The sequence below is a fragment of the Paenibacillus septentrionalis genome, from assembly GCF_042659865.1.
Lineage (GTDB): Bacteria > Bacillota > Bacilli > Paenibacillales > Paenibacillaceae > Pristimantibacillus > Pristimantibacillus septentrionalis.
Genome location: NZ_JBHSTE010000004.1, coordinates 1 through 26459, shown reverse-complemented (window position 1 = coordinate 26459; position 26459 = coordinate 1). Strand labels below are relative to the sequence as shown.

Sequence of the window (26459 nt, the reverse complement as noted above, 5' to 3'; positions counted from 1 at the left end):
TACAAATCCCTTCATGTCCATTGAACCAATATATCTATTTTATAAAAGTATAACTCTCCTATATCGATAACTTAGAAATTTGTTATTCTGAAAGTGTTATGCGATATAGCTTGTCATCATTACCCTGTGGATTACCACGACCATCCGTATTGTTGGTAATAAAGTAGAGATCGTTACCCTCAACTCGGACATCTCGAATTCTTCCAAGACCAGATATCACTTCACGCGATTCACCCGTTTCAAGATCAAATTCTAATACTGCGGTTCCTCTTAATGCGGCAACGTACAATTTCCCATTATAATTGTCCATTCCAGATGGTGCCCAAGTTGATTCATTGCCAGAGGTGAATAGCGGTGCGACCATCCCCTCTTGCTCTTCATGCCCTTCGATTATTGGCCATCCGTAATTTTGACCTGCTTCTATTACATTAATCTCATCATTTGCACGGTTCCCGTGCTCGCTTGCATATAAGGTTCCATCAGGCAACCAGGTCATTCCTTGAGGATTGCGGTGGCCAACACTATAAACATATGAATCTGAAAACGGGTTATCGCTTGGAACGGACCCATCAAGATTCATTCTTAATATTTTCCCGCCTAGTGAACCCCGATCTTGAGCTATATTCGCTTGCGACGCATCACCAGCTGTTGCATAGAGCTTATTGTCAGGACCTATTTTAAGCCTTCCACCATGATGATAAGCGCCGCTTGGGATCCTATCAAGCAGTAAGCTCTCTTCCTTCCAAGCACCATCTTGCAATCGGAGTGTTACGATGCGATTAAATTGTCCAGAGCTATCTACATACGTATAGTAAGCATAAGCTAGATGGGATTCCTGGAAGTCAGGGCCAAGCACAAATCCTAAAAGTCCCGCTTCTGAGGCTGTTGCAAGCTCTTTCTTCAGCTCTACACGCTGTCTCTCGATTCCATTTTCAATTTTCACAATTGATCCCGTTCGTTCTATAAGATAGAAGGTTCCATTAGCTGCTTCGATTGACCAAGGTATGTTAAGGTTTTCCGCAATGACTTCCAGTTCATTATGTTGTTGCTGATTGGGTGTATTATTTTGCTCCTTCAGCACGGTCGTTTGTTGAGTTTTCGAAAAACATCCAGCCAATAGAGTCATAAGTACCATTAGTAACGTTATATTTTTCATCAACGCTAATCTCCTTTCTCATTTTCCTCTTTTACAGGATAGTACATATTTGTACTGTAATCCAATAAAATAGGTGAATGGAAAGTGCTTAATATAGCAGTTAAGAACGTTTGCTTGAAAAAATATGTTAATAATCTAATAGTCTCCCATGATCATTCCATTGACCGTACAAGTGGTTCTTTCTCGTGTTCGCTATGAATTTTTTTAATCTGCTTTCAAATAACTCCGGTTGATTTTTCACACTTTGGATTGTGTCAATCCGAACTCTTCTATACAGATCGGGAAGCGCTAAAAAATTTTCATATACTAGCCTGTCCTGCTTCAGCTTGTCCTCTATAACAGGGTCGATACAAAAAGAGTTGCCATCCATAGCAGGAAGAACCTTTCTGCCTGCGTCTGTCATCAATCCAAGCCTTTCGAGACGGCGGGCACGTTCTTTATTCAACTCCGTCCATGAGCTTTTTTTGCTGCGAGGAGATAATCTCTGCGCCAGCTCATTTTCAGATATGCTCTTCTTGACTCCATCGATCCATCCAAAGCACAAAGCTTCTTCCACCGCGTCCAAATACAAGAGCGTATCTGGTTTAGGCTTCATAGCTATCAAGACCCAACAACACGTTTCAGTCGAACTGTTTTCCTGCAGCCACAACCTCAACTCTTCCCTCGATTTCACAGGAATGATATGGTCTATATCCATAGTCAAATGATATTTCCTTTCTACCCTGTACAAGATGAGTTACGGTTTGTTGGATAATACGTTATCAAGAAATTGATCTGCATCGCTGTTGAATTTCCAACTCACCCCAAACTTATCGACTAGCATTCCAAAGCACGAGGACCAGGGCGTATTGGATAATGGCATGATGACATGACCGCCATCTGACAACTGAGTAAAGTATTGCTCCAGTAGCTGCTTATCATCGATAACTAAACTAATCAACATAGTATTCCCTCTGACCAGCTCACCGGTTACCGCCTTCATGGAAGGCAAAACATCCGACATCATGATTTTTCCGCCTGCGAATTCGATGGAACACTCCATAATCATATTCAACTCATTTGCCGGCATTGGGTAGTTCGGATCCTGCGGAATATCCCCAAACTTCACTTTTTTCACTTTAGTCGCGCTTAAGGCCTCCGAGTAAAATTCAATCACTTGCTCTGCATTTCCGTCAAAATTCAAGTATGGGATTGCTGACATAAAAACATTACCTCCTTCTTGTTATACATGTAGTATAATTTATAAAAGGTGACAGCTATATGTCATCATTTAATAGCGACATCGAAAAAGAGGGAGAACCGATGGATAAAGTTGAAAGATTAATTTCTATTATTATGATTTTGCTTAGAAAAGAGGTCGTATCCGCCTCGGAATTTGCGCAATTATTTAACGTATCTAAACGAACGATTCTCCGCGATATGGAAACCTTGAGTCTATCCAACATCCCGATCTATTCGATTAATGGCGTTCATGGTGGCTACGGCATCATGGATGAGTACAAAGTTGATAAACGACTTTTAAGCAATTCAGACTTGGAGAATATATTAACGGCGCTCGGAGGATTGGAACAAATTTTAAGCGAAGAAGTTGAGATAACGGTCAAAAAAATAGAAGCCATGATTAGCCCCATGGCCCCTAAAGGTACAATTAAACTATCTTTCTATGATTGGGAAGGTCGGTCTGAGATTCGTCAAACCTTGAAAACTTCTCAGGATGCCATATTAAAAAGAAGATTAGTTTCTTTTGATTATATCGATAAGAATGGCGCTACGACAAAAAGAACAGTTGAGCCTTATCAGCTTCATTTTAGCGAATCGAGTTGGTACCTGAAAGGATTCTGCTTACAACGGATGGGATATAGAACGTTTAAATTATCTCGAATCGATCATCTTCATTTGACTGAACAAACATTTAGCGCTAGAGATGAAGTGCACGAACCGGATCAAGCAGCAAGTTATCTGCCTGAGCTCGTGGAGGTTAAGGTGTTGATCTCGCCCGTCATAAAAGATCAATTCATTGAACGATACGGTCGAAAGCGCATAGAAAGGTTTAGTTCTGATTATTTATCAGCTGCCATCCAACTTCCGCAAAACCGTAACGGATTTCACTTTTTAGCAAGCTTCGGTACCAATCTGCAAGTCGTAGAACCCAAAAGCTATGTGGAAGAGTTTCGTAATTATTTAAGCAAAATGTTAGAGCAATATACTTAACGAGATCTAGCTGTTGTTGAACAAAAAAAATAGCCTGTGATTCACACAGACTAGTTCATCAATATTACAAATCAGGTAGTGCATCTATCTTGAATTTGACCAGCACGGTCGTACCTTTGGAGCCGGAACTGATTTCGAGTGCGGCATTGTGCCGCGCAGCAATCCCATGGCATACGCCTAATCCTAGACCGGTTCCGTTATCCTTGGTTGTGAAGAAGGGCGTCCCTACCCTATCCATAATGTCGGGATTAATGCCGTTCCCTTCATCCTTTACAGCCAGCATGACATGCTCGTGATCGGAATATGTACTAATTGTTAGCTTCTTGCCTAACGTCATGGCCTCGAATCCATTTCGGCACAAATTGAGGATTAACTGGCGAATCTCATTGTGATTCAGCATGAGATCGGGCGTATTCTTTATGTCCAACTCCAGTAAATACCCCTGTCTTAGCGCATCGGCCTGGATCAACGGGACTATGTCAGTTACAATTGTATTGATGTTTTGCATCTTTTGTTCGTTTAATTTCACAGAGCCCATCGAGAGAAACTCACTGACGATCGCGTTCGCACGGTCAAGCTCATCGATCATCAGACCGAATGTATCCTTATAGTTTGAGAATTCGTGATTTTTGTGCAATAGCTGTAGGAAACCTCTTACCGCCGTCATAGGGTTTCGAATCTCATGGCTGATTCCTGCAGCCAGCTGACCGATCAGATTAAGCTGGGACAACCGCTTGAGCTCTTGCTCGTACTTTTTTTGCTCCGTAATATCTTTCTGGAACACACAGATTCCATCGTGATAAGGATAGGCCCTTATTTCAAAGAATCCATTCCCTAAAAAACCCCAGCCTTCAAAAGTGACCGGTGTCCGCTCCTCCATGGCCTGATTGAGCTCAGCAAGTTCAATCCGGTATGAATCTGAACCGCTATAGAGTTCTTCAAGCTTTCTGTGGAGTATATCTTCCCGTTCCTTGCCAATCATCCTGCAGAAGTGCCGGTTCACATATACGATCTCCCAATCTTTATTCAATGCGAAGAATCCATCCGTTACACTTTCTAAAATGTTATTGAGCTCCTCATGCGCAATGGAGAGCTCTCTAGTACGCTCATTAACCAACCGTTCCAGGTTGTTACGATGCTCCATCAGCTCCGTAATGTTGTGAAAGCTAGCGATTACTTTACTCACCTGATTTTCTTCATTCAGTACTGGCACCGCACTTGAATCGAAGACAGATTCATACCCCGGTGCTCTCACAATCATCTTGAAGTTTTTTACTGTCTCCCCTTTTAAGGCCCGACTTATGGGGCTTTGGTCTTCCGAGAGCTTCTCCCCGGATAGAGAATAGAGCGTTGCACACGTTAATGCATCCCCGACGCCTATAATGGGAAGTCCACGCTGTGCTTCCTCGTTCATCAACGATATGGTTCCATTCTTTTCAAATACACAGATGGCATTGGAAGAATGCTTAATAATAGCTTCGAGCTCCAGCTTCTGCTGTCGTATGGTAGCTGACTGCTCTTCTAACTGCTGTTTATTTCGCATGACTTCGGTAATTTCATCTGCCGTCTGTACAATGTATTTGATTTGTCCGTACTCGTAGATGGGCACACTCGTGGTATCCCAGTAGGTTGTCCCCCTCTTGTATCCAATATGAGTCAATTCCTTAACATAGAACGCCTTGCCGGTCTGCAATAAAGTTAAAAATTGCTTCTCAATCTCGCTCCCTGCAAATCCGCTTACAATAGAGTGGATCGGTCTGCCAATACTATGATTTGCTTGCCGGTAAGGCTCATCCAGAAAATTAAGATAAATTTGGTTTGCTTTCAGCAAGGTCATGTCCGGGGCGGAATAGATAGCGACACCTGTAATACCGTTGAAAAATAAATGGTCGATGTATGGCAACCGATTGGCAAGATCAAAATCGTACTGAATATCAAAGTCGTACTGGGTCATTTGTTGACAGCTGTGCCGCCTAACCCAGGCTTTCTTAACTTCAAGTCGTTTCGTAAAAAAGTAGGTTTCTGATGCATCCCCAAGCATCGCTTCATCCAATTGGATACGGAGCAGATCATGCCATACGGTATGGAATGCAGATTTCAACTCCTCCATGGTAAACTCCGTAATCGCTAGAAAGGCGTCGGAAGCATCAATCACTTGACCAGCCTGTACAGTTAAACGAAATTTCACTAGGTCCGACACATCCTCATCAGTAGTAAATCCGTTATGGAATAAGTATTCAACTCTAGATCATTGTAACATGATTTACCTATGGTGATTAGAACTAAAAGAAGAGCCGAGCAACAGTTCTCAAGATGTGTACGCTAAAGGTTTGAAATTAGCTCATAACATTTAACGAAGAAAGACTCGTTTGTTATTTCGCAGCTGCTAGTCCAATATGCTCGCCTGAACAGGATACTGAGCTCTTCTCATCGTTGTACAAATAATTAACAAATTGTATAATTTATTCATACTAATTGCTAGATTTGATAACGTGCTTATTGGGAGGTTTTATCTTTGCACCGTTTTTATCGTGCTATTTTACCTGTACTTGTTTTAATTCTGATTGTTTTTTTCCAGACCGATCGCGCAGACGCCCAATACTATAAGGATATAACGAATCATTGGGCACAAGAAACATTCGAGATATGGCTTGATGAAGGGCTTATCCAAGGTTACCAGGATGGAACAGTACGTCCTGATCATTCGATTATGCGTTCTGAGTTCGCCGCTATTATTAATCGTGCATTTCCCATCTCGACAAAGTCCTCACATCTTTTTATCGATACTCCCGTAAACAGCTGGTATATGAACGATCTTCAGAGAGTATACAGTGCAGGACTTATATCAGGCTACCCAGATAATACTTTCCGACCAACGAAGCATATATCTAGAGAGGAAGCTGCTTTAGTTATTTTTCGATTAGCGCAGCTTGAACCAAATGATCATTTGGCGCTTAAATTTCAAGACACTCCTGAAATCGCAACATGGAGTTATAAAGAAATTGCTGCATTAGTTGACTACGGTGTTATCCAGAATGAAGGCAATTTCAGGCCAAAAGAGCCTATAACAAGAGCAGAAGCAATTACCATGCTAGATAAGGTGCTAGTAAAAGAAAATCGACCTTTTTCTTTCAACGACAACAGCTTATTCACTTCTCAATTTAATTCAAAAATCATTAACGATAAGAGAGTGATCAATCGAGTAGGAGAAACCGTTTGGAAAATCAACGAGGTAGAAAATCAAACACATCGCATTACGGAAGCTGGCACAATCGAATTAGGCGGTTCTCGGTTTTTACAACGTTTAGAATTAGTCAAAGCTCCACCTGAAACAAAACAAAATTATGCAATGGAGTTTACATTAAACATACAACGTATGATTAATGAGGGAAAGAAAAATAGACCAATGGTCGTTATCATCCCTCGTACGAAGGACGCTAACTATAAAGAGCACTATGCCGTTACATACTATATGGAAACAACCCCAATGGGTGCTATTGTTGCAAATTTATTCAAGGTTCGCTGGGCAATCGTTAATACTTCTGCACCAAGCGGTATGGAGCCACTTGCCGAGGGCTACTATTTATTAAAAGAAAATACTAATTATAAGGCTCAACTATCAATTGAAAACAAGGATGAAGGTGTACATATCGCTTTCTATATTGATGGACCTACTGACCCGCGCACAGCGTACAAGCCTGTTGTTGAATACTTGGATAACACACCTTATAAAATAACAAGCTCTGCAGCAGGTCCGGCATTCGGAATGGTAGGAGAAGCAGATGATGTTTGGGGCCACCCTCCAATCATATGGCTAGATAATATCAGACTGTTTACGCTTGAAAATTTTAATGAGATGAAAAAATGGTACAATCGCTATGCTAAAACTGTACCAACAGATATTAAAGATCATCCACTAGAAAAAGAAATAAAGTATCTTATTAATAGGGGACTACTTGAGCCGAAATCTAATCACAAGTTCGAACCAGAATCCATTATAACTGAGGCAGAGTTTGTAAATGCACTTGCTAAATGGTCAAGTCATCCTTTACTAATTAGCACCTCTTCTCAACCATTAACGAAAAGCACAGCAGCAAAATGGATTTATATATTAAACAATACCCCAAGCACCGATAAGCGTTATTCTTCTATATTAATGAAGCATGGTGCGGAACCTGTAACTGATGAGCTGCATTATGCCTTTGAGCAGGGTATTATAGGATTAGAAACAGACTTTTCAACGCATAAACTCTCAAAAGCTGAGGCAGCGTTATTAATAATGAGAACGATTGACAATGGCTATCGTTTACCACATGGTCAAATAAAGCTTCCTTCTATCATCAATCACGGAGCTGTTCTACAACGAAATAAGCCCATACCAATATGGGGAACAGGAACAAGCGGTGAACAAATTGAAGTTAGCTTTAGGCAACAGAAGAAAACAACGATTGTTAAAGACGGATTATGGTCCGTCACATTAGATGCTGAGCCTCATGGCGGCCCAGACACATTAACAATAAAGGGCTCCAATGAAATAATTGAACTTACAAATATTAAAGTAGGAGAGGTTTTTGTAGTAGCTGGGCAATCCAATGCTGAAATGACCATTGCTGAAGTGAATGAAACAGCTGATGTGCTTGCTAAGTATAAGGATTCAGATCAGTTGAATTTTTATTTCGCTAATCAGATTATGTCAACCAGCCCTCGTTTTGATGATAAAGGTTATTGGACTAAAGCCTATGAATGGGCAATACAGTACTCATCTGCAGTTGGAACATTTTTCGTCAATAAGCTTCAGGAAATTAATCCCGAGCTTAACGATGTGCCAATTGGCATTATTCGCATATCCTATGGTGGTTCAACGATTGAGCTATTTTTACCAGATTCTCTGATGAGAGAACAGGGCTATGTGCAGCAACATGATGAACCCATTATGTCGGGCTATTGGAATGGATTTATGGAAACCGTAGTTCCATATTCTATAAAAGGATTTTTATACTATCAAGGTGAAAACAGTACACAATTAGAATATTCCTATGAGCCGTTACTGCGCGCTCATTTAAAAACGGTACGAAAAGAATTTAGAGATCCTAATCTTCCAATTTTCCTAGTTCAATTATCAGGATATGGAGATAATTATGTGCAAACAGATATTGATACCTGGCCTATTATTCGTGAAATCCAAATGAGAACAGCGAATACGATGGATAACATTGAGCTTGTTACTGCAATAGATTTGTCCGATGCAAACCCTTTTGAAATTCACCCTCGTGATAAACGAGACATAGGTGAACGTATTGCATATCGTGCGATGGAAACGATCTATAAGGCAGGTAAACAGCCAGAAAGTGCTGAAAAAGAAACCATAACGTATAATAATGGACGATATACCGTGACATTCAAAAATGTTAACGGAAAGTTAAGCTTGCGTGATGCTGCCATTTCTGGATTCGAGGTAAAAACGGATCAAGGTAGCTGGGTTCAGGCGGAAGCCAAGGTCATTGCAGCAAACAAGGTTGAGGTATGGCTTACTGGCGACAAAAACTTAAAGGGAGTACGATATGGTTGGAGAAACTATCCAACCGTTACCTTATTCGATGAATTAGATTATCCTGTTCTACCGTTTAATTCTGATAAGGATCTCTATACGCATGTTCCTGCTCCAAAAACCAGCGAGCACTATATACGTGTTATGAATCACTTCTTAAATAACAATGATGCGATTGTCAATCTAGACCGTAACCAAACATTTAGAATGATAGAAGCAATCGATGGTCATTTAATTTACCATGAATACGCGATTTCTGGTCAAACTGTAGGCGATAGAATAGCTAAGTTTGCACGAATAGCCAATCGTCAAGCCGAGAAAGGTACATCGAATACGATTATTAAATTAAGCAATCATGGTTTAGTCGCAGGGGATTGGATACGAAATAATTCTAAACAATGGACGGATAGCAAAGTCGTCGCGATTATTGACGAGCATACTTTCCAAATTGAAAAGGAAATTTCAGGCCAAATCGCTGGAGATGAGTTGGAGTTGTATCGCTATTCAGGAACTTCAATTGCAATGGGTAATTTTGAGTAGAAATCATGTTATGGTGAAAAGTGGGCTGTTCAGTAAGTCAGTGAATACTGACTTTACTGAACAGCCCTTCGTTTTAGGTCATGCTTCGCTTCAAAGCAAAGTAACTAGGTTGATCAGTTTATTGTTAGTGGCAATAAAGCTCGTAAAACCATCAGTACCTGAATAGGCTTATGCGAACTTAATTGTACGATATCTGGATAATGCCTGTGATCTGTGATCTTGAAATCACAAAGTTTATCACTATTTCATATTTTTTTCAATGTGCCCTCAATAGCCAATATCAGGTAAAGGTTTTTCGTTTCATTGCAATAAAGAGAAAAGTTAAGAGACCGTGCACCGCCAAAACTGCCACCAGACAATAAGCAAGAAATTCGATGTCCGGAAGAAAAAGACCTACCGTTCTCCAAGAGATCCCCATACTTGATGTGAACAATGGAATCAGTCCGATAGCTAACATGACGGAGAGGATACCAATAAATCCCCATAATTTTTTATTTACTTTGGTTCTGCGTTTTAAACGGATTAGGCTTATTGAAGATAGTAGTACGAACAATATAACTACTACAAGTGTAATCCATTGCGCGCTAAGGTTTAGTTTTACCAATTCCGGATGTTTACCGTTCATAATAGACCGAATGCCTTCCATCATACTCAAATATGAGATTGCTTCCAGTTCATGATATTTATTCGTAACCAGCACGGCACCTAGATCCTGTTCGGGAATAAAGAACACTTCCGATTTGTATTCGGTTGTTGCACCAGTATGGTAAGGATACTTATCACCCGATCTAGGGAAATGCCATCCCAAGCCGTAACGTCTACCATCTTCTGGAGGAGCTTGTAATTGCTTTAGACCTTCTTCAGATAATAAATCCCCACCATTTAGCATGAATGATATAAATTTAGCTAGATCACTAGAGGTAGAAGACATGTAACCGTAAGGTGCCCCCGAATGATCGTACAAGCCACCTCCTTTAAATGGTTTGCCCAACCATGAATGAAAACCAGGAACAAGCCCTTTAGCGACAGCACTATCATAATCAGTAGTGGTGTCGTTCATGCCAAGCGGAGAAAATATATAGGAACCCATAAATTGTGAGAAGGACTGGTTGGACACCGCTTCGATAATCGCACCTAAAAGCAAATAATTAGCTGAATTATATTCATATATCTCACCCGGAACATGACTGAGCTTTACTTCACTCAATTCTGTCACGGCTTGCGTGATGCCATTGCTTCTATCGCGACCTTGATGATCTGTCACCTTCAATCCGTCATACGCGCTAATCCCGCTCGTCTGTTCTAATAGATTACGCACAGTTATTGATTTTGAACTGTCCGTTTCATAAGCAAACCATGGAATATAGGTTTCTATCGGTTCATCTAGCTTTATTCTACCGTCCTCTGACAACATCATAATAGCAAGCGAGGTAATAGGTTTGCTAACCGAACCGATAATAAATGGTGTGTCTTCCGTTACCGCCGATCCGTCGCTCATTCTCCCCCAGCTATCCTGAAAGACAATATCACCGTTATGTATGACCGCCAAAGAAGCCCCCGGAATTTGATATTCCTCCAATGCCTCATTCATAAAGTTTCTGATTTGCTGATCCGTATCGAGCCCTTCAGCAGCTAGTGTTAGAGAAGGAGTAACGAGCAGGAAGAGGAGTATACTGATTAGTATTTTTTTCATATCATTTCACCTTTCGTGTAGTTAAATACTCAAGGATCATGTCATTCATTTAAACCGAATGTTGTTTGCTTAAATAAAGCTCCAGGAGCTCGCTCAATACTCTATATGATTGATCAATATCAAATTCATCATCGACAATCTTCTGAAGCGCTAACCCGTCGAAGCATGCTAATAGAATACCAGCAAGTGCAGTATGAGAATCGCTTACTACGTGTTGGAGTGGTGCGGAAAGACTATCTCTCCCACTCTTGAGGATAGACGCTACTTGCTGCTCAAGATGACCGCTATCACTTTCTTTTAACCCTAAGGAATAAATTTCATATCGCCAACGATACCAATCTGGATTGTTCTCCACTCTGGATTTGATTTCAAGTAGTACTTCTTCGGGACTTACAGAGCCCACTGACTGTCCTTCATATTGCTGTTGATATTGCTTTTGAACTTCGTCCTGTACGGAAAGCAAGAGTTCTTCTTTATTTTTAAAGTAATAATGAACAAGTCCTGGGGTGATATCAGCTTCGCGTGCAATATCTTTGATCGAAGCGTTAAGATATCCTTTTTTAACAAATACTTTGTAAGCTGCATCGATTAATCGTTTTTTATTGTCCTTTGCGTTCATTCTGATTCCACCTTTTTTTGTTGGTCAACCAACCAAATTATAAAGATAGAGTAGAATAAAGTCAATATTTGGACTTTATTCTAAGTCATTACGTAAGGTTAATATGGTTTAATTCGTCTAAAGAATAACTAAAAATCTTATCAATTGCTAAAATCATAAAACGTATGTTACGATAAACAGATATTTTACATAAATTGTATATTATGAGGTTGGACTTCATGAAAAGAATGGCACTACTGTTAGTGATAATTACAACTTTATTAGGTTGTACTAGCAATAATAGCAATGACTCATTTGCAAAAATAGAAAAATTAAACCAACAGTTTGATGAAGCATATGGTATGGAAGATGGCTTGTGGTTTCACTACCCCAATATAGACTTTTCTTCGTTTAATCTAGTATATAAGGATAGAATACTTACTTATTCGTGGACATTTCATATTCATGAATATTTTTATGAAAAACTACTAGAGAAAAATTCGGATATTATTTTCAAGTTACGGATTCCACTAGAATTCAGAGATTTAATTAATACTCATTAAACCATACCATAAAGATTAAAGAACTTAATGATTTTTCGAATATTGAAGTAAACGTTCCAATAAAAATTGATGTTGATTTAACAGATGATGAAGTAAAGCTTCTTCGAAAGGTTCTATCTTATCATGTTATTTTTATGGATGATCATCAAAAAGAGCTTATTGGAGTTCAAATAAACTCAACAATAACTAAGAGTAGAATTGGAGTGCCTCGTTAAAATGGATATAACGATAAACGAAAGGTTATTCGAAGCAGACATTGCTTCGTTACAAGTTGCGATGGAATCAGGTACGTTAACGGCAGTGGATTGCGTTCGCTGGTATTTAGAGCGAATTGAACGATCTAATCCAATTCTTAAAGCGGTCCTAGAGGTTAATCCGGACGCGATTGCTATCGCGGAAACGTTAGACGAAGAACGACAGACAAGCGGATCTCGTGGGCCGCTTCACGGCATCCCGATCTTGCTCAAGGACAATATCGATACAGGCGATAGAATGCATACTAGTGCCGGGTCAATCGCGCTGGCGAACCATTTCGCACCGAAGGACTCGTCCATAGCAGCGCAATTAAGGGCTGCAGGAACAGTATTTTTGGGAAAGGCAAATATGACGGAATAGGCCAACTTCATGTCTTCTACGATGTGGGCAGGGTATAGCTCCCGAGGTGGCTTGACACTAAACCCTTATGGTCCTGGTGAATTGTTCGTAGGTGGATCGAGCTCGGGTTCAGGTGTAGCGGTTGCTGCCAATTTGTGTACCGTTGCGATCGGAACAGAAACTTCTGGCTCAATCATCAGCCCATCCTCGCAGAACTACCTCGTCGGCATGAAACCCACTATTGGTCTCGTCAGTCGTTCGGGTATCATCCCGATTGCTCAAAGCCAAGATTCAGCAGGCCCAATGACTCGGACAGTCAGAGACACTGCGATCTTACTCGGTGCCATGACAGCGTTGGATCCAAAAGATGCAGCTATGTTATCTAATGAGCGAATAGCGCACAAGGACTATACACAGTTTTTAGATGTTAACGGACTGTGTGATGCAAGAATCGGTGTTCCGCGTCAATATTATCGAGGACTGGACCAAGAACGATTAGCGATTATCGAACGCGCAATCGCCTTGTGCAAGGAATGCGGTGCCACTATTGTGGATCCGATATCGTTACCTTGCGAGCGTGCAAAGTGGGACTGGGACGTGATGCGTTATGAGTTCAAAAAAGGGCTAAACGATTATCTCGCCCAAGCAGGTACCGGCACTTCTGTTAGAACGTTAGATGAACTCATAGCTTATAACGAAGCGAATCGCGACTCCGCTCTTAAATATGGCCAAGATACGCTTATCTGGTCTAATGAAACAAGTGGCATGTTAATTGAAAAGGAGTACCTCGAGAGCTTACGCCTTAACCGAGAGGTAGCACGAGATCAAGGGATCGACCACGCGATTCGCCAGTATCAGTTGGACGCGCTACTTTTTCTGGGTAACGAGGATGGGCTCGATTTGTCCGCACGTGCGGGGTATCCTGCCATTACAGTGCCAGGAGGATATGCGGAGACAGGAATTATTACGGAAGGCGGCTACACGACCAAGGGGCCTCATGGGATAACTTTTGTCGGAACCGCATACAGTGAACCTTCACTATTCAGACTTGCCTATTCTTACGAGCAAGCAAGCAATAATCGGTTTGCGCCGCCTGATCCAGTTTAGCCGAGTTCAAAAAAGCTAATTGTAAAATCAGTTAGCTTTCTCTTTACCTAACTCAAAAAGTTGAATAAGTTGTTCTAATGGAATTCGATTTATAGGTGCGTACTTAGCTTGAAAATAGTCTACAATGACGGCTGAAGAATCACCATCATTAAACCAAATTTCATAATTAGTAATTCTCATTTCTGTATTAGAGCGTTGTAACCAAAATGAATAATCTGAATTACCTGAAGTTTCTATTTGCTTATCCTGCCATATTAGTCCTCTAATCACTTCGTTCACACTATTTATTATTTCCGGGTCTTTAATCTGATAAGCATCTTTAACAGGTCTATCGGTGGAATTAACTACATTAATCCATTCTGTATGATATTTTTCTTTTGAACATGAAATTAACAATAACATCATCATTAAACAAGGTATTAATTTTATTTTGTTCATATTTCCCCCCAATTAATGTATATGACTAAGTATACACTTTAGGGTTCTGTATAACATTGTACTTTTTATCGTTCTCTTAGGGTGAATCGTCAGCTATACAAAAATAAGTTCTAGAATGATCTATTAAAAGAAGCAGCGGCGGACCCAACTTGAAAAATAAAGTATTAGACTGACGCTGTTGTCATTCACTGAGATCTGTTGAATTTTGTTCTAAAATTACTTTATTCTAATGACCACCTTTCCTTTGGCCCTTCCGCTTTTTAGGTAATTAAATGCTTCACCGGCATCATTCAAATGATACACTTTATCAATAATCGGCTTTATGAGACCTCCTTCAATAAATTCCTTTAAAACCCTCAATTGTTCTCCGCTCGGTTTCATGAAAAGAAAGTGATACCTCGTTTTGCTCTTCTTCTCCAGGACCTTGATCCTACGACTCGCAATGGATAAAATTGTAGTTTTCAACCAACCCAATTTCGCTTCTTTTCCAAATCTGCCGTTTGGCATGCCGGAGATGGATACGATTTGTCCGCCTGGTTTCAGTATTCGGAATGATTTTTCCAAGGCTTCTCCACCTAAAGTATCAAAAACAGCATCATATCCGGTAAGCATTTCTTCAAAATTCTCTTTTTTATAATTAATAATTAGATCTGCCCCCAATGATTTGACCAATTGCCTTTTTCGCTAGCTGTTGTAGCAACGAAAGCACCCAACAACTTGGCTAGTTGGATGGCGAAGGTTCCAACGCCTCCCGAACCTGCGTGAATCAAAATTTTTTGGCCTTTTTGAAGGTTTAATATATCAACAAAAGCTTGGTAAGTCGTAAGTCCAATCAGTGGTATCGAGGCTGCCTCTTCAAAGGTTAAATTCTTCGGCTTCTGCCAAACGTCTTCCTCATGAACAGCAATAAATTCGGCCAAAGTTCCAATTCGGTTCTTGCGGGGTCTCCCATAAACTTCATCTCCCGGTTTAAAAGTATTCACCCGATCACCAACTTTGACTACAACCCCGGAGAAATCATTCCCTAAGATTAGAGGAAATCTGTAATTTAACAGGAATTTCATTTTCCCTTCCTTAATCTTAAAATCAATAGGATTTAAACTGGCCGCATGAATTTCCACTAGAACATCGTGTTCTCCGATATTAGGCAATGGTTGTTCAGACATCACTAATGGCACATTTTCTCCGTATTTCTCAATGACCATAGCCTTCATTTCAAAACACTCCCTTTTATGTTTATTGGTTTAGACAAATGAACTAATTGTGCATAGTAAGTTTTCTCCCTACAGTATTCCCTTCAGCTCTCAGGGTTAATCATTGGACCAATTGCATGCGTACTCAACAGAAGTAATTAATGATTTGAGTTGTTCAAGCGGTTCACGAACAGTTAATACATAATAGTTCTCTACGCCCTTTTTTTCGGATTTAATGTAACCAGACTGTTTCAGCACCTTTAAATGGTGGGATACAGCCGGTCTAGACAAATTCATATGGCCTGATATTGTATTTACATTAAGTCCTAATTTGTTCTGCGCCAACAACATAATAATCGCTTGGCGGTTTTCATCTGTCAGCACTTCCAACAATGGTATACAAGCTTTAAATTGTTGTAGAACACGCTCGGTTTGTTGACTCATTCATTCCACCTCTTGGTTTATTAGTTTAATCTCTTAAACATAATTATATCTATTTTTATAACAAAATCAAGCTAAGGTTTCAACATTTTCAAATATTAACTGTTTCCCATAACTTAATAAAGCAGCGTCAATCTAATATTTTATTTTCTTCAAACACTTTGTCAAATTGCTTTTCATCATCAAATCGACCTCGGTGTTTTTGAAAGAAGGAAAAGCAATGCTCCCAGGATCTAAAACGATGATGCTTATCCATCCTTGACTGATCGTGATAATGTTCGAGTATTTGAGTTATCATTTTTCTCCCCCTTTTCACTGAAATAAAAAGGGCTGCCCGAAGGCAGCCCCGAATGGAGTCATGATGTAATTCGTGATGTTCAAACTGTAGATAAGTCGAAGAGCTTAGTAGTATTAGTATTCCCAAAAATCCCAGTCTAATATTTCATTTTCTCAGTCTACAACTTTATTTTCCTAGTCTAATACTTTATTTTTTATAGTGTTAAAAAAAGATATTCAAATTTACTGTGATTTATTGATCAGTATTAGCACTTATACAAACAAATTCTATAATAAAGTTGTTCAAAAAACATTTATTTTTTATAATTATTAATCACTAGCTTTTCATATAATTATCTCATACATCTCTATCTTTTTAATAATAAGAAAGAACGTCATAGTGACACCTTGTATAATTTCTAATTAATAACTATAAAAAAGACGGTGATATATTGAATATATTACCGTCTTTTTTATAGTTATGCTCTTTTTAAAGAATACCCAATTAATTCCATTTCAATAATATCATACTTTATTAACTTATCTAACCCAGTTAAAATTTCTTCTCTTGTAAGGGAGTTACCATAATATCGAGCATGATCTGTTACTTTATTTACTATTTCTTCTTCAGTTAACATTTGATTATTATCTATAATTGTGACTAATGTTAATAAACAGTTTAGTTCACTACCACTTTTAACAGTATTTATCACTTCACATACACGTAAGATACTAGGCATTATTTCATTTAATCTTGACTTTGTGTTTTCACTAATAATTTTATTATATAGAATACTTTTTGCTTGTTCTGTTGTTGTAACGTTATGGTAAACTTGAAATTCTCTAATCTTTTTACTTAAATCGTTTAGGGTTTTACTAATAGGTGCATCTGATTCATCATTATTAATAAATGATTTATTAGTAGATAAAATATCTACAATTAGTGCTGCATTATATAGAAAAGTGGAGTTGAAACGTTCTAAGTTACTTTTAATTTCCATTAATATTAATGCAGATACGTTAAGAACAGGCTCAGTTTTATGTCTAATACCATGAGAGCTAGATGCCTCATAAATATATATATCCGTATATTTAGATACTTTATCTAATTTCTTTTCAATTATTTTTTTAACATCAGACCATAATAACCCACCATTGCCACTGCCGAGTGGGGGAATAGATATACTTTTTAATTCTAACTGCTGAATAAGCACTATTAAAGCATCTAGTCCTTTTTCAATATATTCTAATTTAGACTTTGCTCTCCATTTATCTTTTGTTGGAAAATTTATTATTACTTTACCTTTCTCCAACGTATAGTGCACTTTTCCAATTTGAAGTTCACCTGTTTTACATGCTTCAATATATCTTGTATTATTACTTGGGTACTCCAACTTAAATTGATAAGCTATACCTTTTCCCATGAAACCTTCACAGTTAACAGTATTAACCAAAGCTTCTGTAGAAGATTGTAACAAATCACCTGAAGTGTATTTAATCATTCTATCACCGTCCTCTAGCTATTATAATCAATTTAAAACCACGTGCGTATATTTACATAAGGACTATTTGGTTTAAGATTATATTTTCTACACAGTTCTTCAACTATTTCCTTAGTTTGTTCATTTTTAACTGCTATTGATTGAAAATATGCTGCCGGTATTACCAAATCAGTAAGACATTCAGCCATTTTCACACGTTTAGAATATTCATCACTTAAACCTTTTTGTGTTAGAACATCCCAATCAATAATTCCAAAACCTTCATCATATTCATATAAAGCACAATCTTGCATAGATAAAGGATGCATAGGTAATATTTTGAACTTATTAAACCTTGCACCATCACGTGATATACATATGTAAACAAACTCATCATTACCATATGTACTTTTTACTGCAACATCAAAAGCAGAAAAAGGATGAAAATGAAAAGGAACATATTTATCTAAACCTAATTGTGTACGCTTTGAGATAATTTCTGAATCAGCAATATCATCAAATGCTGCCCTGTTTTCTAATAAAGTTTGTCTTGCTACTAACCCATTTTCGAATATTGAAGGCAAATTTTTTAATTTTGTAAGATGATAAAGTAGTTTTCCACTTTTAGCCGATTCTATACCCATATTAATCCCCCTGAGCTTCGTTAGTAAGAGTTACATTTAAAATATTAAATAATAAATTTAAATACTATTAATACGAAGAATAATAAATAAACAGGCTTAAAAATAAAGTAATAATGTTCTGAACGCAGTTTCTTTCTAATTTCGTAAGTATTTTCAGGATCATTTTAATATTATCCCACAATCCTAACTGCATTCTCCCGAACTTTATTAACCAACTCCACAAGCTTCTTCTGTTTAGCACCATCAAACAACTTCGCAAAACTCTTTGGTCGGTCGAAGGGAGCACTCATCAACATAGCAGTTTTTTCAATGTATCCATTTTCTACGATATAATCTACAACTTTCTTCACAAACACAATCTGCTCTTGATTCAATGCTTCATCGTTTATGAACCTAGAAAATACCTTCATAGCTGCTTCCATCTCTAGTTTAGCAACCTTACGAACTAACAAACCAAACGGAGTATCTTGAAACTCACGCTGATAGTCCTCTGCAGTCCCCAGTTCGCTTGTAAACACTCTTTCTAAACTTTCATAATCCGCCTTTGTTAATTCCATATTGTTACGAAGCTTAAAAATAGCGATTTGATCCTTGTTTTGTTCAATATATCGATTAACTTTTAACTTGTAATCCTCGAAGTCATAAGCTGCTTCCATCTCTTTGCCGATTTGTTCTTCTAAAACCTCGTCCTTTAGGTTAGTATAAATAATTCGTTGTCCACCTTCGTCAAGCGTAAGACGAATTAATCCACGCAACTCAACTCTTACTTTTTCAAAATCTAAAACTCCAGCTTCATTCCAAAATTCATCCGTATCAATCATACGAATGGTTTCTATTTTCGCTTTTACTTGCGGTACACTTGCTTTTCGCTGAAGAGCTTGACCCATGTCTATGAGTCGCTTCTTATCTTTTTTGGATGATTTACTCGTATCTAAGCTACTTAACATTAGTCCATACATTAAATTATCAAATCGCTTAGCGTACTCATCTTGATCTTCCATAAAAACTAGACTAGAAAGATGTTCATTCATAAGATGCACATCTGAATCATGCAGACTAATGAATTTATCCTTTTGTTTATACGTTTCTACATATAGCAACTTTAATTTAACGGACACTAGATCACTATTCAAAGCTTGAATCTGACCGTGAACAATGTTCACTAATTCAGTACGAAACTTTTGATAAGAATCATCTATATAATCAGCATGTTGAAGTTTTTCAATAATTTGAACACGCTTCTTGAAGATAGCTTCAGAAAGGCTTATTGCTTCCGAACCTGCTAGGCCTTCTTTATTCTGACGGAAAAACTCAAAGTTACTTAAATAATCAAAAATCATAAAGTGTGTTTTATGCTGTCCTTCACCAAATAAATTATGCCGTAAGCGAGTTCCACGACCAATCATTTGCCAAAACTTCGCCTTTGAACGCACCTTTTTGAAGAACACAAGATTGACAACTTCAGGTACATCGATTCCCGTATCCATCATATCAACAGATGCAGCGATGAAAGGAGCTTTATCAGCTATCTTAAACTCATCAATAGAGGATTGTGCATACGTATCTTCATAAGTAATTTTTCTAATCCATTGACCATTATACTGCGGGTATAAAGCGTTAAATCTCTTTACGATAAAATCAGCATGCTTTTTATTAGCAGCAAATATAATCGTTTTACCAATTCGATCATCACCAGCAACTTTAATGCCTCGAGTCATAAGATCCTCTAAAACTAAGTCAACTGTACCTTGATTAAAAATAAATCTGTTGATTGCAGGAGCTGGTACTTCATCGGGAATTTCTCCATCTTCATCAATAAAATCTTCCTCATAACGCTGCTTATCTTCTTCAGAAAGTTCATCATAAGTAATCCCATTTTCAAGTAACTTTGTTTTGGGTTCGATATTCACATAACGAACTAACACCTTGTCCACATCTCTAGCTGTCTCATAATCATAGGCATACGTAGGCACCTTATTTTCTAATTCAAAAAAGTCATACGTATTACGATCAACATCTGATTTAGGAGTAGCTGTTAATCCAAGTAGTACCGCATCGAAGTATTCAAATATCGCTTTGTATTTTTTAAAAATACTACGATGTGCTTCATCAATAATAATCAGATCAAAGTGAGCAGGAGTATATAATCGCTGACCATCTTTAGATTTCGCAGAATCAATTGCATTAAGAATGGTTGGGTAAGTTGAAAAAACAATTCGAGCAGACTTATCTTCCTTACTATCTAATAAATTACATAATGTCATGTCCGGTAGATAGTTTTTAAAGTCGTCTTTAGCTTGCTTTACTAGAGATTTACGATCAGCTAGAAACAATACATTCGTAACATGACCACCTCGAGACAGTACATCCGTTAAGCTTGAAGCTGTTCTTGTTTTCCCTGTACCAGTAGCCATCACAATAAGTGCTTTTCGATGCCCTTGCTCAATATGAGCTCCAACAGCACGAATCGCTTCTTTTTGATAGTAACGATCCGTAATCTTATCATCGATAACAATGTCTATTAGCTTCTTTTTATGTGAACGACGTTTTATTAATTTTTCTAGGTCTGATCGTGAGAAAACTCCACTTATTTGACGTTGTGGTGAAGTTAAATCATCCCAAACCCATGTTTCAAAACCATTAGTATTAAAAATAATAGGGCGTTGACCATATTGGCGCTCTAAACAATCAGCATATAGCTTCGCTTGTTGTACACCCTTCTTTGGATCAACAGAGGTACGCTTCGCTTCTACTACAGCCAGCGGTAAACCGTCTCTGCCAAATAGCACATAATCTACATAACCAATTTGTTCACGATTAGGCATACCATGTACTTCAACTTCTTCACGCGCATCATCGCCAATGACCCAGCCTAATAATTTTAGGTCAACATCAATATATACTTTTCTAGTTAGGAATTCTGAGATGTCTTGAGGATTAAAAGAACGCTCTGCTTTATGCTGAGTTTTATCTCGTGTAAGTTGCATACTTAGTGCTTCAACTTGTGTTCGTAGTTTATCTAGCTCACTATTTTTTTGTTCAATTAAGCTTTCAGTCTCTTTGATACGCTTTGTATCAACAGAAATGATATGAGAGGGGATAAGGGTTTCATCATAGCTTCTTTCTTCATAATCTGCTCCGTAGCAATAATCAATCCACTGAATAAATTCAAAAAGTGCTGCTAATGACAAAGAAGCTTCGGCATGTGAGACGTTTTTATTTGTATGTACTGCTACATTACCAAGCTTAATAATAAATAATAACTTACTCCATGTTTGAGGCTCTAATTCATAGCGAAAGGAAGACTCATGAATAAGTGATTGTAAATTATCCTTGTATGGCGCTTTCATAGAGCGATCAGCAGCGTATACCCATTTCACGGCAAGCTCAAGTGCCTTACGACTTCCTACTGCCGACATAGCAGGGGAAGTTGTAAGCACACGCTCAGCCTCAATACATGCTGAAGCAAATAGTTCATATTCCATTTTACTACTTAAAAAAGAAAAGTTAGTAATCATCCTATTCACCTCAGTCGTTATTCATCAAAATACTGACTCATAAGGGCATCGAAGAGTGTTTGTGTTTCTTCGACGGATTGTTTAACTAGTGCTTTTTGTTCTTCGATTTTTTCAATAATGGATGTGAAGTATATTTGTGATTTTTCATCAACAAACAAAACAGAAAGGGATGAAATTTGTTCTTTATTAATATTTATAAACGTACTTCCATTTGATGTACTTTGAAAATATGAATACATCATTTTTAAATATAAATAAAGATACTCTCGATGATATTTATTTTTTGGTCTAATAGACGCTAATCCTCTTCCTAGACAATATTCTTTATCAGCAATATTTAATCTTCCAGCAGTAGCACCTCTAACACAGAATAAAATATCTTCGGCATTGCAAATTCTTGTGGGTGCGTTTGTCCATTGTCTTTCGATAGGGTGCTTAACTCCAAATTCCGTAGGACCGTTTAGTAAAGGAGTACCCTTACCTTCAGTATTATAACTATCTCCTGGAGGAGATTGACCCATTATAACATCCGCTACTTCTGATAAATCCTTCACTTCCCATCCCTTGTCATTCGTAACAGGGTCCCCAAACATATCATAAAACACCGATTTAATCAGCTCATCTAATTCCTCTAATTGCTTTTTTCGTGAATCAAGAAGCTCTGAAACCATATCAAGATGATGAGCGATTTGTTTTTGTATTTCTACAGGAGGGAGAGGAATAATTAATTTCTCCATACCACCTTTTGTAGCATGAAGCATTGTTATTCCTCTACCTTGTTCCTTTATTGATTTGGTACTATACTCCAATAAATAAAATGCGTACACCTTATCAATCCTATTTGTTAATTCTAGTTTCCAGATATGATAATGATATATAGCTTTTGGGCCTGACCAAATTTTCGGACCAAATGAAGCTGACCATGCATAAAGCAAATCACCTTCGTTACAATATTTTGATTCTTCAAGTTCCAAATCAGAAAAATACCAGTCTCTGTTAGAGAAGAAATTACCTACTCTTAATACAGGTGTTTTACCTTGGCTTAATAACTCCTCTTGCTTAAACGCTCGTCCATTTAGTAGAGTAACTACATCCCCAAGTCTTACCTTTTCCCACTTACTCACTTCAGAAGCCCCCTTAATTCATCCATCTTAGAGGCAATTTGCTTATCAAGTTCACTTAAGCGATCCAAGATAACTTCTGGAGCATCATACTCTATCTTCTCATATACAATCTCTTTATAGCGATTAATAGAAAGATCATAGTCATTGTCGACGATAGCAGATTTCTCCACCATAAAGCTTTGCTCTGCCGCTTTGCGTTCCTGCTCAGCCTCAAGATTATGAAAACGAGCAATAATATCAGGAATATCATTGTCTTGAATTGCTGATCGCTTATCATCAAGTGAGTATCCATCAGCCTTCATATCATAAAACCATACATGATCCGTTCCACCAACATCTGTTTTAGTGAAAATGATAATAGCAGTGCTGACCCCTGCATACGGTTTAAATACACCACTTGGCATAGAAATAATCGCTTCTAGCTTATGATTCTCAACAATTTCCTTGCGTAAAGATTTATGTGCCTTTGTTGTGCCGAATAATACACCATCAGGTACGATTGCTGCACATCGACCGCCTGTTTTTAACATACGCAGGAATAACGCGACGAATAATAGCTCCGTTTTTTTCGTATCACATACCGTCTTTAAGTTATCATGAATACTTGTAGCATCAATCGTACCTGTAAATGGAGGATTAGCTAATATCAAAGAGTATTTATTAGATATATTGTTTTGTTTCGATACACTATCAACATAATCTATATCTGGATTAGAAATTGAGTGTAGCATGAGATTCATCGCAGAAAGTCTCAGCATCGTGCGATCCGTATCAAAGCCAGATACAAGCTTTGTAGCGAATTGATCCCATTGTTCTGTAGTCATCGAAGCACCGAATTCATCGCGTACATATTCAGCTGTCGATACTAAAAAACCAGCAGTACCACAAGCAGGATCACAGACGGTATCATCTGGCGTCGGCTTCATTAATTGAACCATTAAGTCACGAATATGCTTAGGTGTGCGGAATTGGCCATTCTGACCGGCAGTAGCAAGCTTGCCAAGCATATACTCATACAAGTCACCTTGCATATCCAAATCTTGAATTTCGTGCTCATACAGCTCGTCTAAGCCTGTAATAATCTTCTCTAGCACTTGTGGGGTAGGAATTAAGAAAATTGCATCTTCCATATAACGAGTAAATGCACTTGTCTTATCATTACTAATCGTTTTAATAAAAGGGAATACGTTATCTTTAATCGTATCAAAAATAATACGAGCATCCTTTGTTTTGAAGTTACTCCAGCGCATCGATTGTCCTTCTTCATTTAATGGAAAGATTTTAGACATCGACTCGCCAGTCAATGCTTCCATACTTTCAGTTTCTATATCTTTTTCATCTAATGTACGTATAAACATCAAATAGGTTAATTGTTCTATAACAGTAAGTGGATTTGTAATTCCACCTGCCCATAAATCAGTCCATATTTTATCTACTTTATTGCGAATCTCGCCTGTTAGCATATATATTCTCCATTCGACTGTAATAAGTTTATTAGTACAATTTTACTACATTAATCATCATTTTTCACTATATTTCCAGCACATGTAAATTACTCTTTAACCATATAATATACCAATTTTAAATGTCTAAAGAAAATAAAGTAGTAGACTCGAAAAAAGTTCTAGATTGAATCGGCACCGTAACGGATAACTGCGTTTGAAATCCATCGCTGAACGTCGCTTCAATCCGATCGGTTCGAAGCCTTGTCCTGCCGCACTTGACTTAGCCTTTGACCTTCTTTTTGCTCTTGTTCTTTCTGTAGGAGCCTAGGGAGTCAAAATGTATCTTTTTGAGAAAGACTAGAATATAGTGGATATAGTATAATTGGAGAAAAACGAGAGGCAACGTGAAGCATGAAAATTACACTGGAGATGAGCGTCCGGGCTTATCCATATGCGAAACAAGTCTATTTGAACCAATTGACGAGAACGGATGGCACTTTGAAAATAAATGAAGCAACTGGCATAGCGCGTGGGTCCGCGCAAGCTTTTGTCACTATATTTTTGGCAATGATGAGCGGTTCGGCATATAAAAGAGCCTTCAACAACGCCGCGAATCAATTTTTACTCGAGAACATAAGAAAGATTTCGGTGATGCTTATTTTCAAAAAGCTTTACAGGCTACACAAGGTCACATTGATTACTATTCCACCCTGGAAAGAGGCAACTTGACTGGACTACAACGCATAGTAGATCAACTGCGAAAATTAGCCTAGTTATACTGAGAATCCGAGAAAATCAAAATGGGGTAATTAAACTTGAAGCTTTATATAATAGGGAATGGTTTTGAACGAGGGCGATGACTTACTTACTACTTATTTGCATTCTCAGTCTAATACTTTATTTTCCAGAACATTAAAACCTTCATTAGATGGCTACTACTTTACAATTTAAAGGTATAGATATTAATAAGAAAAAGCCTTCCATATCAAGGACGACTCTTTAATGTTACACTCGATTGGAAAGTAATTTCGATTCTATACCTTAAGGTTTAGATTTAATTGGGCCTTGGAATACCGTTGGATGAATCTAAACAACAGCCCCAGATGGTACATATTGCTAACTAGTAGCAGCAATTATTTTCTGCTACTAGTTAGCAATATGTCTTTAAGTTGACTCTTATTAATGCTTAATCTTCGACAGACTTCTGATGCAGATAAATCTTCTGTTATTAATAAGTTCATAACGATATTTATAAATCGTTCTCCATACTTATTTAATTCAACCATCCCGTTTGAGTTTATATAATAATCATTTCCACACGTGGAGCATGTATAATAAATATTTACATGATTATAATTTAACCAACACCGGTACTCACCGTTATAGAAGTGTTTTTCACATTTGCATATTGTCATACGAAATTGAGATAAATGAAGAAGATTGGCCGAGTAATCACTTACCAGAAATATTGTTAGCAGATAAAGGTGAATTTGCTGGCTATAATATTCAGAACAAAATAATTTCTTATTAGTTACCACGTTTGTTAGTGCCATTACTGCACCCATTCACGAAGGACCCTCTAAACCAATATTCATTCCTACAACTAATCTACTGAATACATCAATAACAAGATAAATGACTGGTCTACCTATAATCCAGTTATTGTATATCTCTGATACTAAATATATATCTCCTATAGTTGCATCAATTTGATATCGCGATCCTGGACCAAATACTTCAGATAGGGAAGTACCTAGTACAGCCCTATGGTCTTTTTCATATCTTTTTTCTCCCTTTCTTGCTTTCAAAACACTATGGATAGGTTACACTAAGTTGGACAAAAATTATGTGGGCTAGTAGACTGAGATTAATATCTAGAAGGAGCGTTT

Annotated in this window: 17 protein-coding genes and 2 pseudogenes; 5 read left to right on the top strand and 14 right to left on the bottom strand. The window is 37.9% G+C overall.

Features of this window, described 5'->3' with window-relative positions; genetic code table 11:
* Positions 1-82 precede the first annotated feature (82 nt).
* The 3 genes from ACFP56_RS11945 to ACFP56_RS11935 form a co-directional block, all read right to left on the bottom strand.
* Positions 83-1156 (bottom strand): PQQ-dependent sugar dehydrogenase, encoded by a 1074-nt coding sequence (locus ACFP56_RS11945; protein WP_379234713.1) that lies wholly within the window; start codon positions 1154-1156, stop codon positions 83-85.
* A gap of 127 nt (positions 1157-1283) precedes the next feature.
* A complete protein-coding gene (locus ACFP56_RS11940; RefSeq protein WP_379235871.1) occupies positions 1284-1853 on the bottom strand; it encodes a YdeI/OmpD-associated family protein in 570 nt (189 codons plus the stop codon).
* Between the two features lie 39 nt (positions 1854-1892).
* Entirely contained in the window at positions 1893-2357 is a 465-nt protein-coding gene (locus ACFP56_RS11935; protein ID WP_379234711.1) for a VOC family protein, read from the bottom strand.
* Positions 2358-2458: 101 nt separating this feature from the next.
* Between ACFP56_RS11935 and ACFP56_RS11930 the strand changes: the two genes are divergently transcribed.
* Positions 2459-3367 (top strand): helix-turn-helix transcriptional regulator, encoded by a 909-nt coding sequence (locus ACFP56_RS11930; RefSeq protein ID WP_379235869.1) that lies wholly within the window; start codon positions 2459-2461, stop codon positions 3365-3367.
* Between the two features lie 64 nt (positions 3368-3431).
* Here the strand turns inward: ACFP56_RS11930 and ACFP56_RS11925 are convergent, their stop codons facing one another.
* Entirely contained in the window at positions 3432-5555 is a 2124-nt protein-coding gene (locus ACFP56_RS11925; protein WP_379234709.1) for a PAS domain-containing protein, read from the bottom strand.
* Positions 5556-5882: 327 nt separating this feature from the next.
* Here ACFP56_RS11925 and ACFP56_RS11920 point away from each other — a divergent pair, with 327 nt between their 5' ends.
* On the top strand, positions 5883-9455 hold the full coding sequence (locus tag ACFP56_RS11920; RefSeq protein ID WP_379234706.1) for an S-layer homology domain-containing protein: 3573 nt from the start codon (positions 5883-5885) through the stop codon (positions 9453-9455).
* Between the two features lie 280 nt (positions 9456-9735).
* Here ACFP56_RS11920 and ACFP56_RS11915 read toward each other — a convergent pair whose 3' ends face one another.
* Both ACFP56_RS11915 and ACFP56_RS11910 read right to left on the bottom strand, forming a co-directional pair.
* Positions 9736-11148 (bottom strand): serine hydrolase domain-containing protein, encoded by a 1413-nt coding sequence (locus tag ACFP56_RS11915; RefSeq protein ID WP_379234704.1) that lies wholly within the window; start codon positions 11146-11148, stop codon positions 9736-9738.
* A 49-nt stretch (positions 11149-11197) separates the two neighbouring features.
* Positions 11198-11767, bottom strand: coding sequence for a TetR/AcrR family transcriptional regulator (locus ACFP56_RS11910; RefSeq protein WP_379234702.1), 570 nt, complete (start codon positions 11765-11767; stop codon positions 11198-11200).
* A 218-nt stretch (positions 11768-11985) separates the two neighbouring features.
* Here ACFP56_RS11910 and ACFP56_RS11905 point away from each other — a divergent pair, with 218 nt between their 5' ends.
* Positions 11986-12309: a hypothetical protein gene (locus ACFP56_RS11905; RefSeq protein ID WP_379234701.1), complete on the top strand. Its 324-nt coding sequence runs from the start codon at positions 11986-11988 to the stop codon at positions 12307-12309.
* 216 nt (positions 12310-12525) lie between these two features.
* A pseudogene (locus tag ACFP56_RS11900) lies at positions 12526-14010 on the top strand (amidase family protein).
* A gap of 27 nt (positions 14011-14037) precedes the next feature.
* Here the strand turns inward: ACFP56_RS11900 and ACFP56_RS11895 are convergent.
* The 8 genes and pseudogenes from ACFP56_RS11895 to ACFP56_RS11860 form a co-directional block, all read right to left on the bottom strand.
* The gene (locus tag ACFP56_RS11895) at positions 14038-14448 is read right to left on the bottom strand and encodes a hypothetical protein (protein ID WP_379234699.1); all 411 of its coding nucleotides are present in this window, start codon (positions 14446-14448) and stop codon (positions 14038-14040) included.
* Between the two features lie 216 nt (positions 14449-14664).
* A pseudogene (locus tag ACFP56_RS11890) lies at positions 14665-15662 on the bottom strand (NADP-dependent oxidoreductase).
* A 96-nt stretch (positions 15663-15758) separates the two neighbouring features.
* Positions 15759-16085, bottom strand: a complete 327-nt coding sequence (locus ACFP56_RS11885) for an ArsR/SmtB family transcription factor (RefSeq protein WP_379234697.1) — start codon at positions 16083-16085, stop codon at positions 15759-15761.
* A 752-nt stretch (positions 16086-16837) separates the two neighbouring features.
* Entirely contained in the window at positions 16838-17860 is a 1023-nt protein-coding gene (locus tag ACFP56_RS11880; protein WP_379234695.1) for a macro domain-containing protein, read from the bottom strand.
* Between the two features lie 32 nt (positions 17861-17892).
* Positions 17893-18483 (bottom strand): DarT ssDNA thymidine ADP-ribosyltransferase family protein, encoded by a 591-nt coding sequence (locus ACFP56_RS11875; RefSeq protein WP_379234693.1) that lies wholly within the window; start codon positions 18481-18483, stop codon positions 17893-17895.
* A 170-nt stretch (positions 18484-18653) separates the two neighbouring features.
* Positions 18654-22001 carry a DEAD/DEAH box helicase family protein gene (locus tag ACFP56_RS11870; RefSeq protein WP_379234691.1) on the bottom strand — a complete coding sequence of 1116 codons (3348 nt, stop codon included), beginning with the start codon at positions 21999-22001 and terminating at the stop codon, positions 18654-18656.
* 17 nt (positions 22002-22018) lie between these two features.
* Positions 22019-23125 carry a restriction endonuclease subunit S gene (locus ACFP56_RS11865; protein ID WP_379234689.1) on the bottom strand — a complete coding sequence of 369 codons (1107 nt, stop codon included), beginning with the start codon at positions 23123-23125 and terminating at the stop codon, positions 22019-22021.
* Positions 23122-24588 carry a type I restriction-modification system subunit M gene (locus ACFP56_RS11860; protein WP_379234687.1) on the bottom strand — a complete coding sequence of 489 codons (1467 nt, stop codon included), beginning with the start codon at positions 24586-24588 and terminating at the stop codon, positions 23122-23124. Before ACFP56_RS11860 ends, ACFP56_RS11865 begins: the two co-directional genes overlap by 4 nt.
* A 393-nt stretch (positions 24589-24981) precedes the next feature.
* Between ACFP56_RS11860 and ACFP56_RS11855 the strand changes: the two genes are divergently transcribed.
* Positions 24982-25299, top strand: coding sequence for a hypothetical protein (locus ACFP56_RS11855; protein WP_379234685.1), 318 nt, complete (start codon positions 24982-24984; stop codon positions 25297-25299).
* The last annotated feature ends 1160 nt before the right edge of the window (positions 25300-26459 follow it).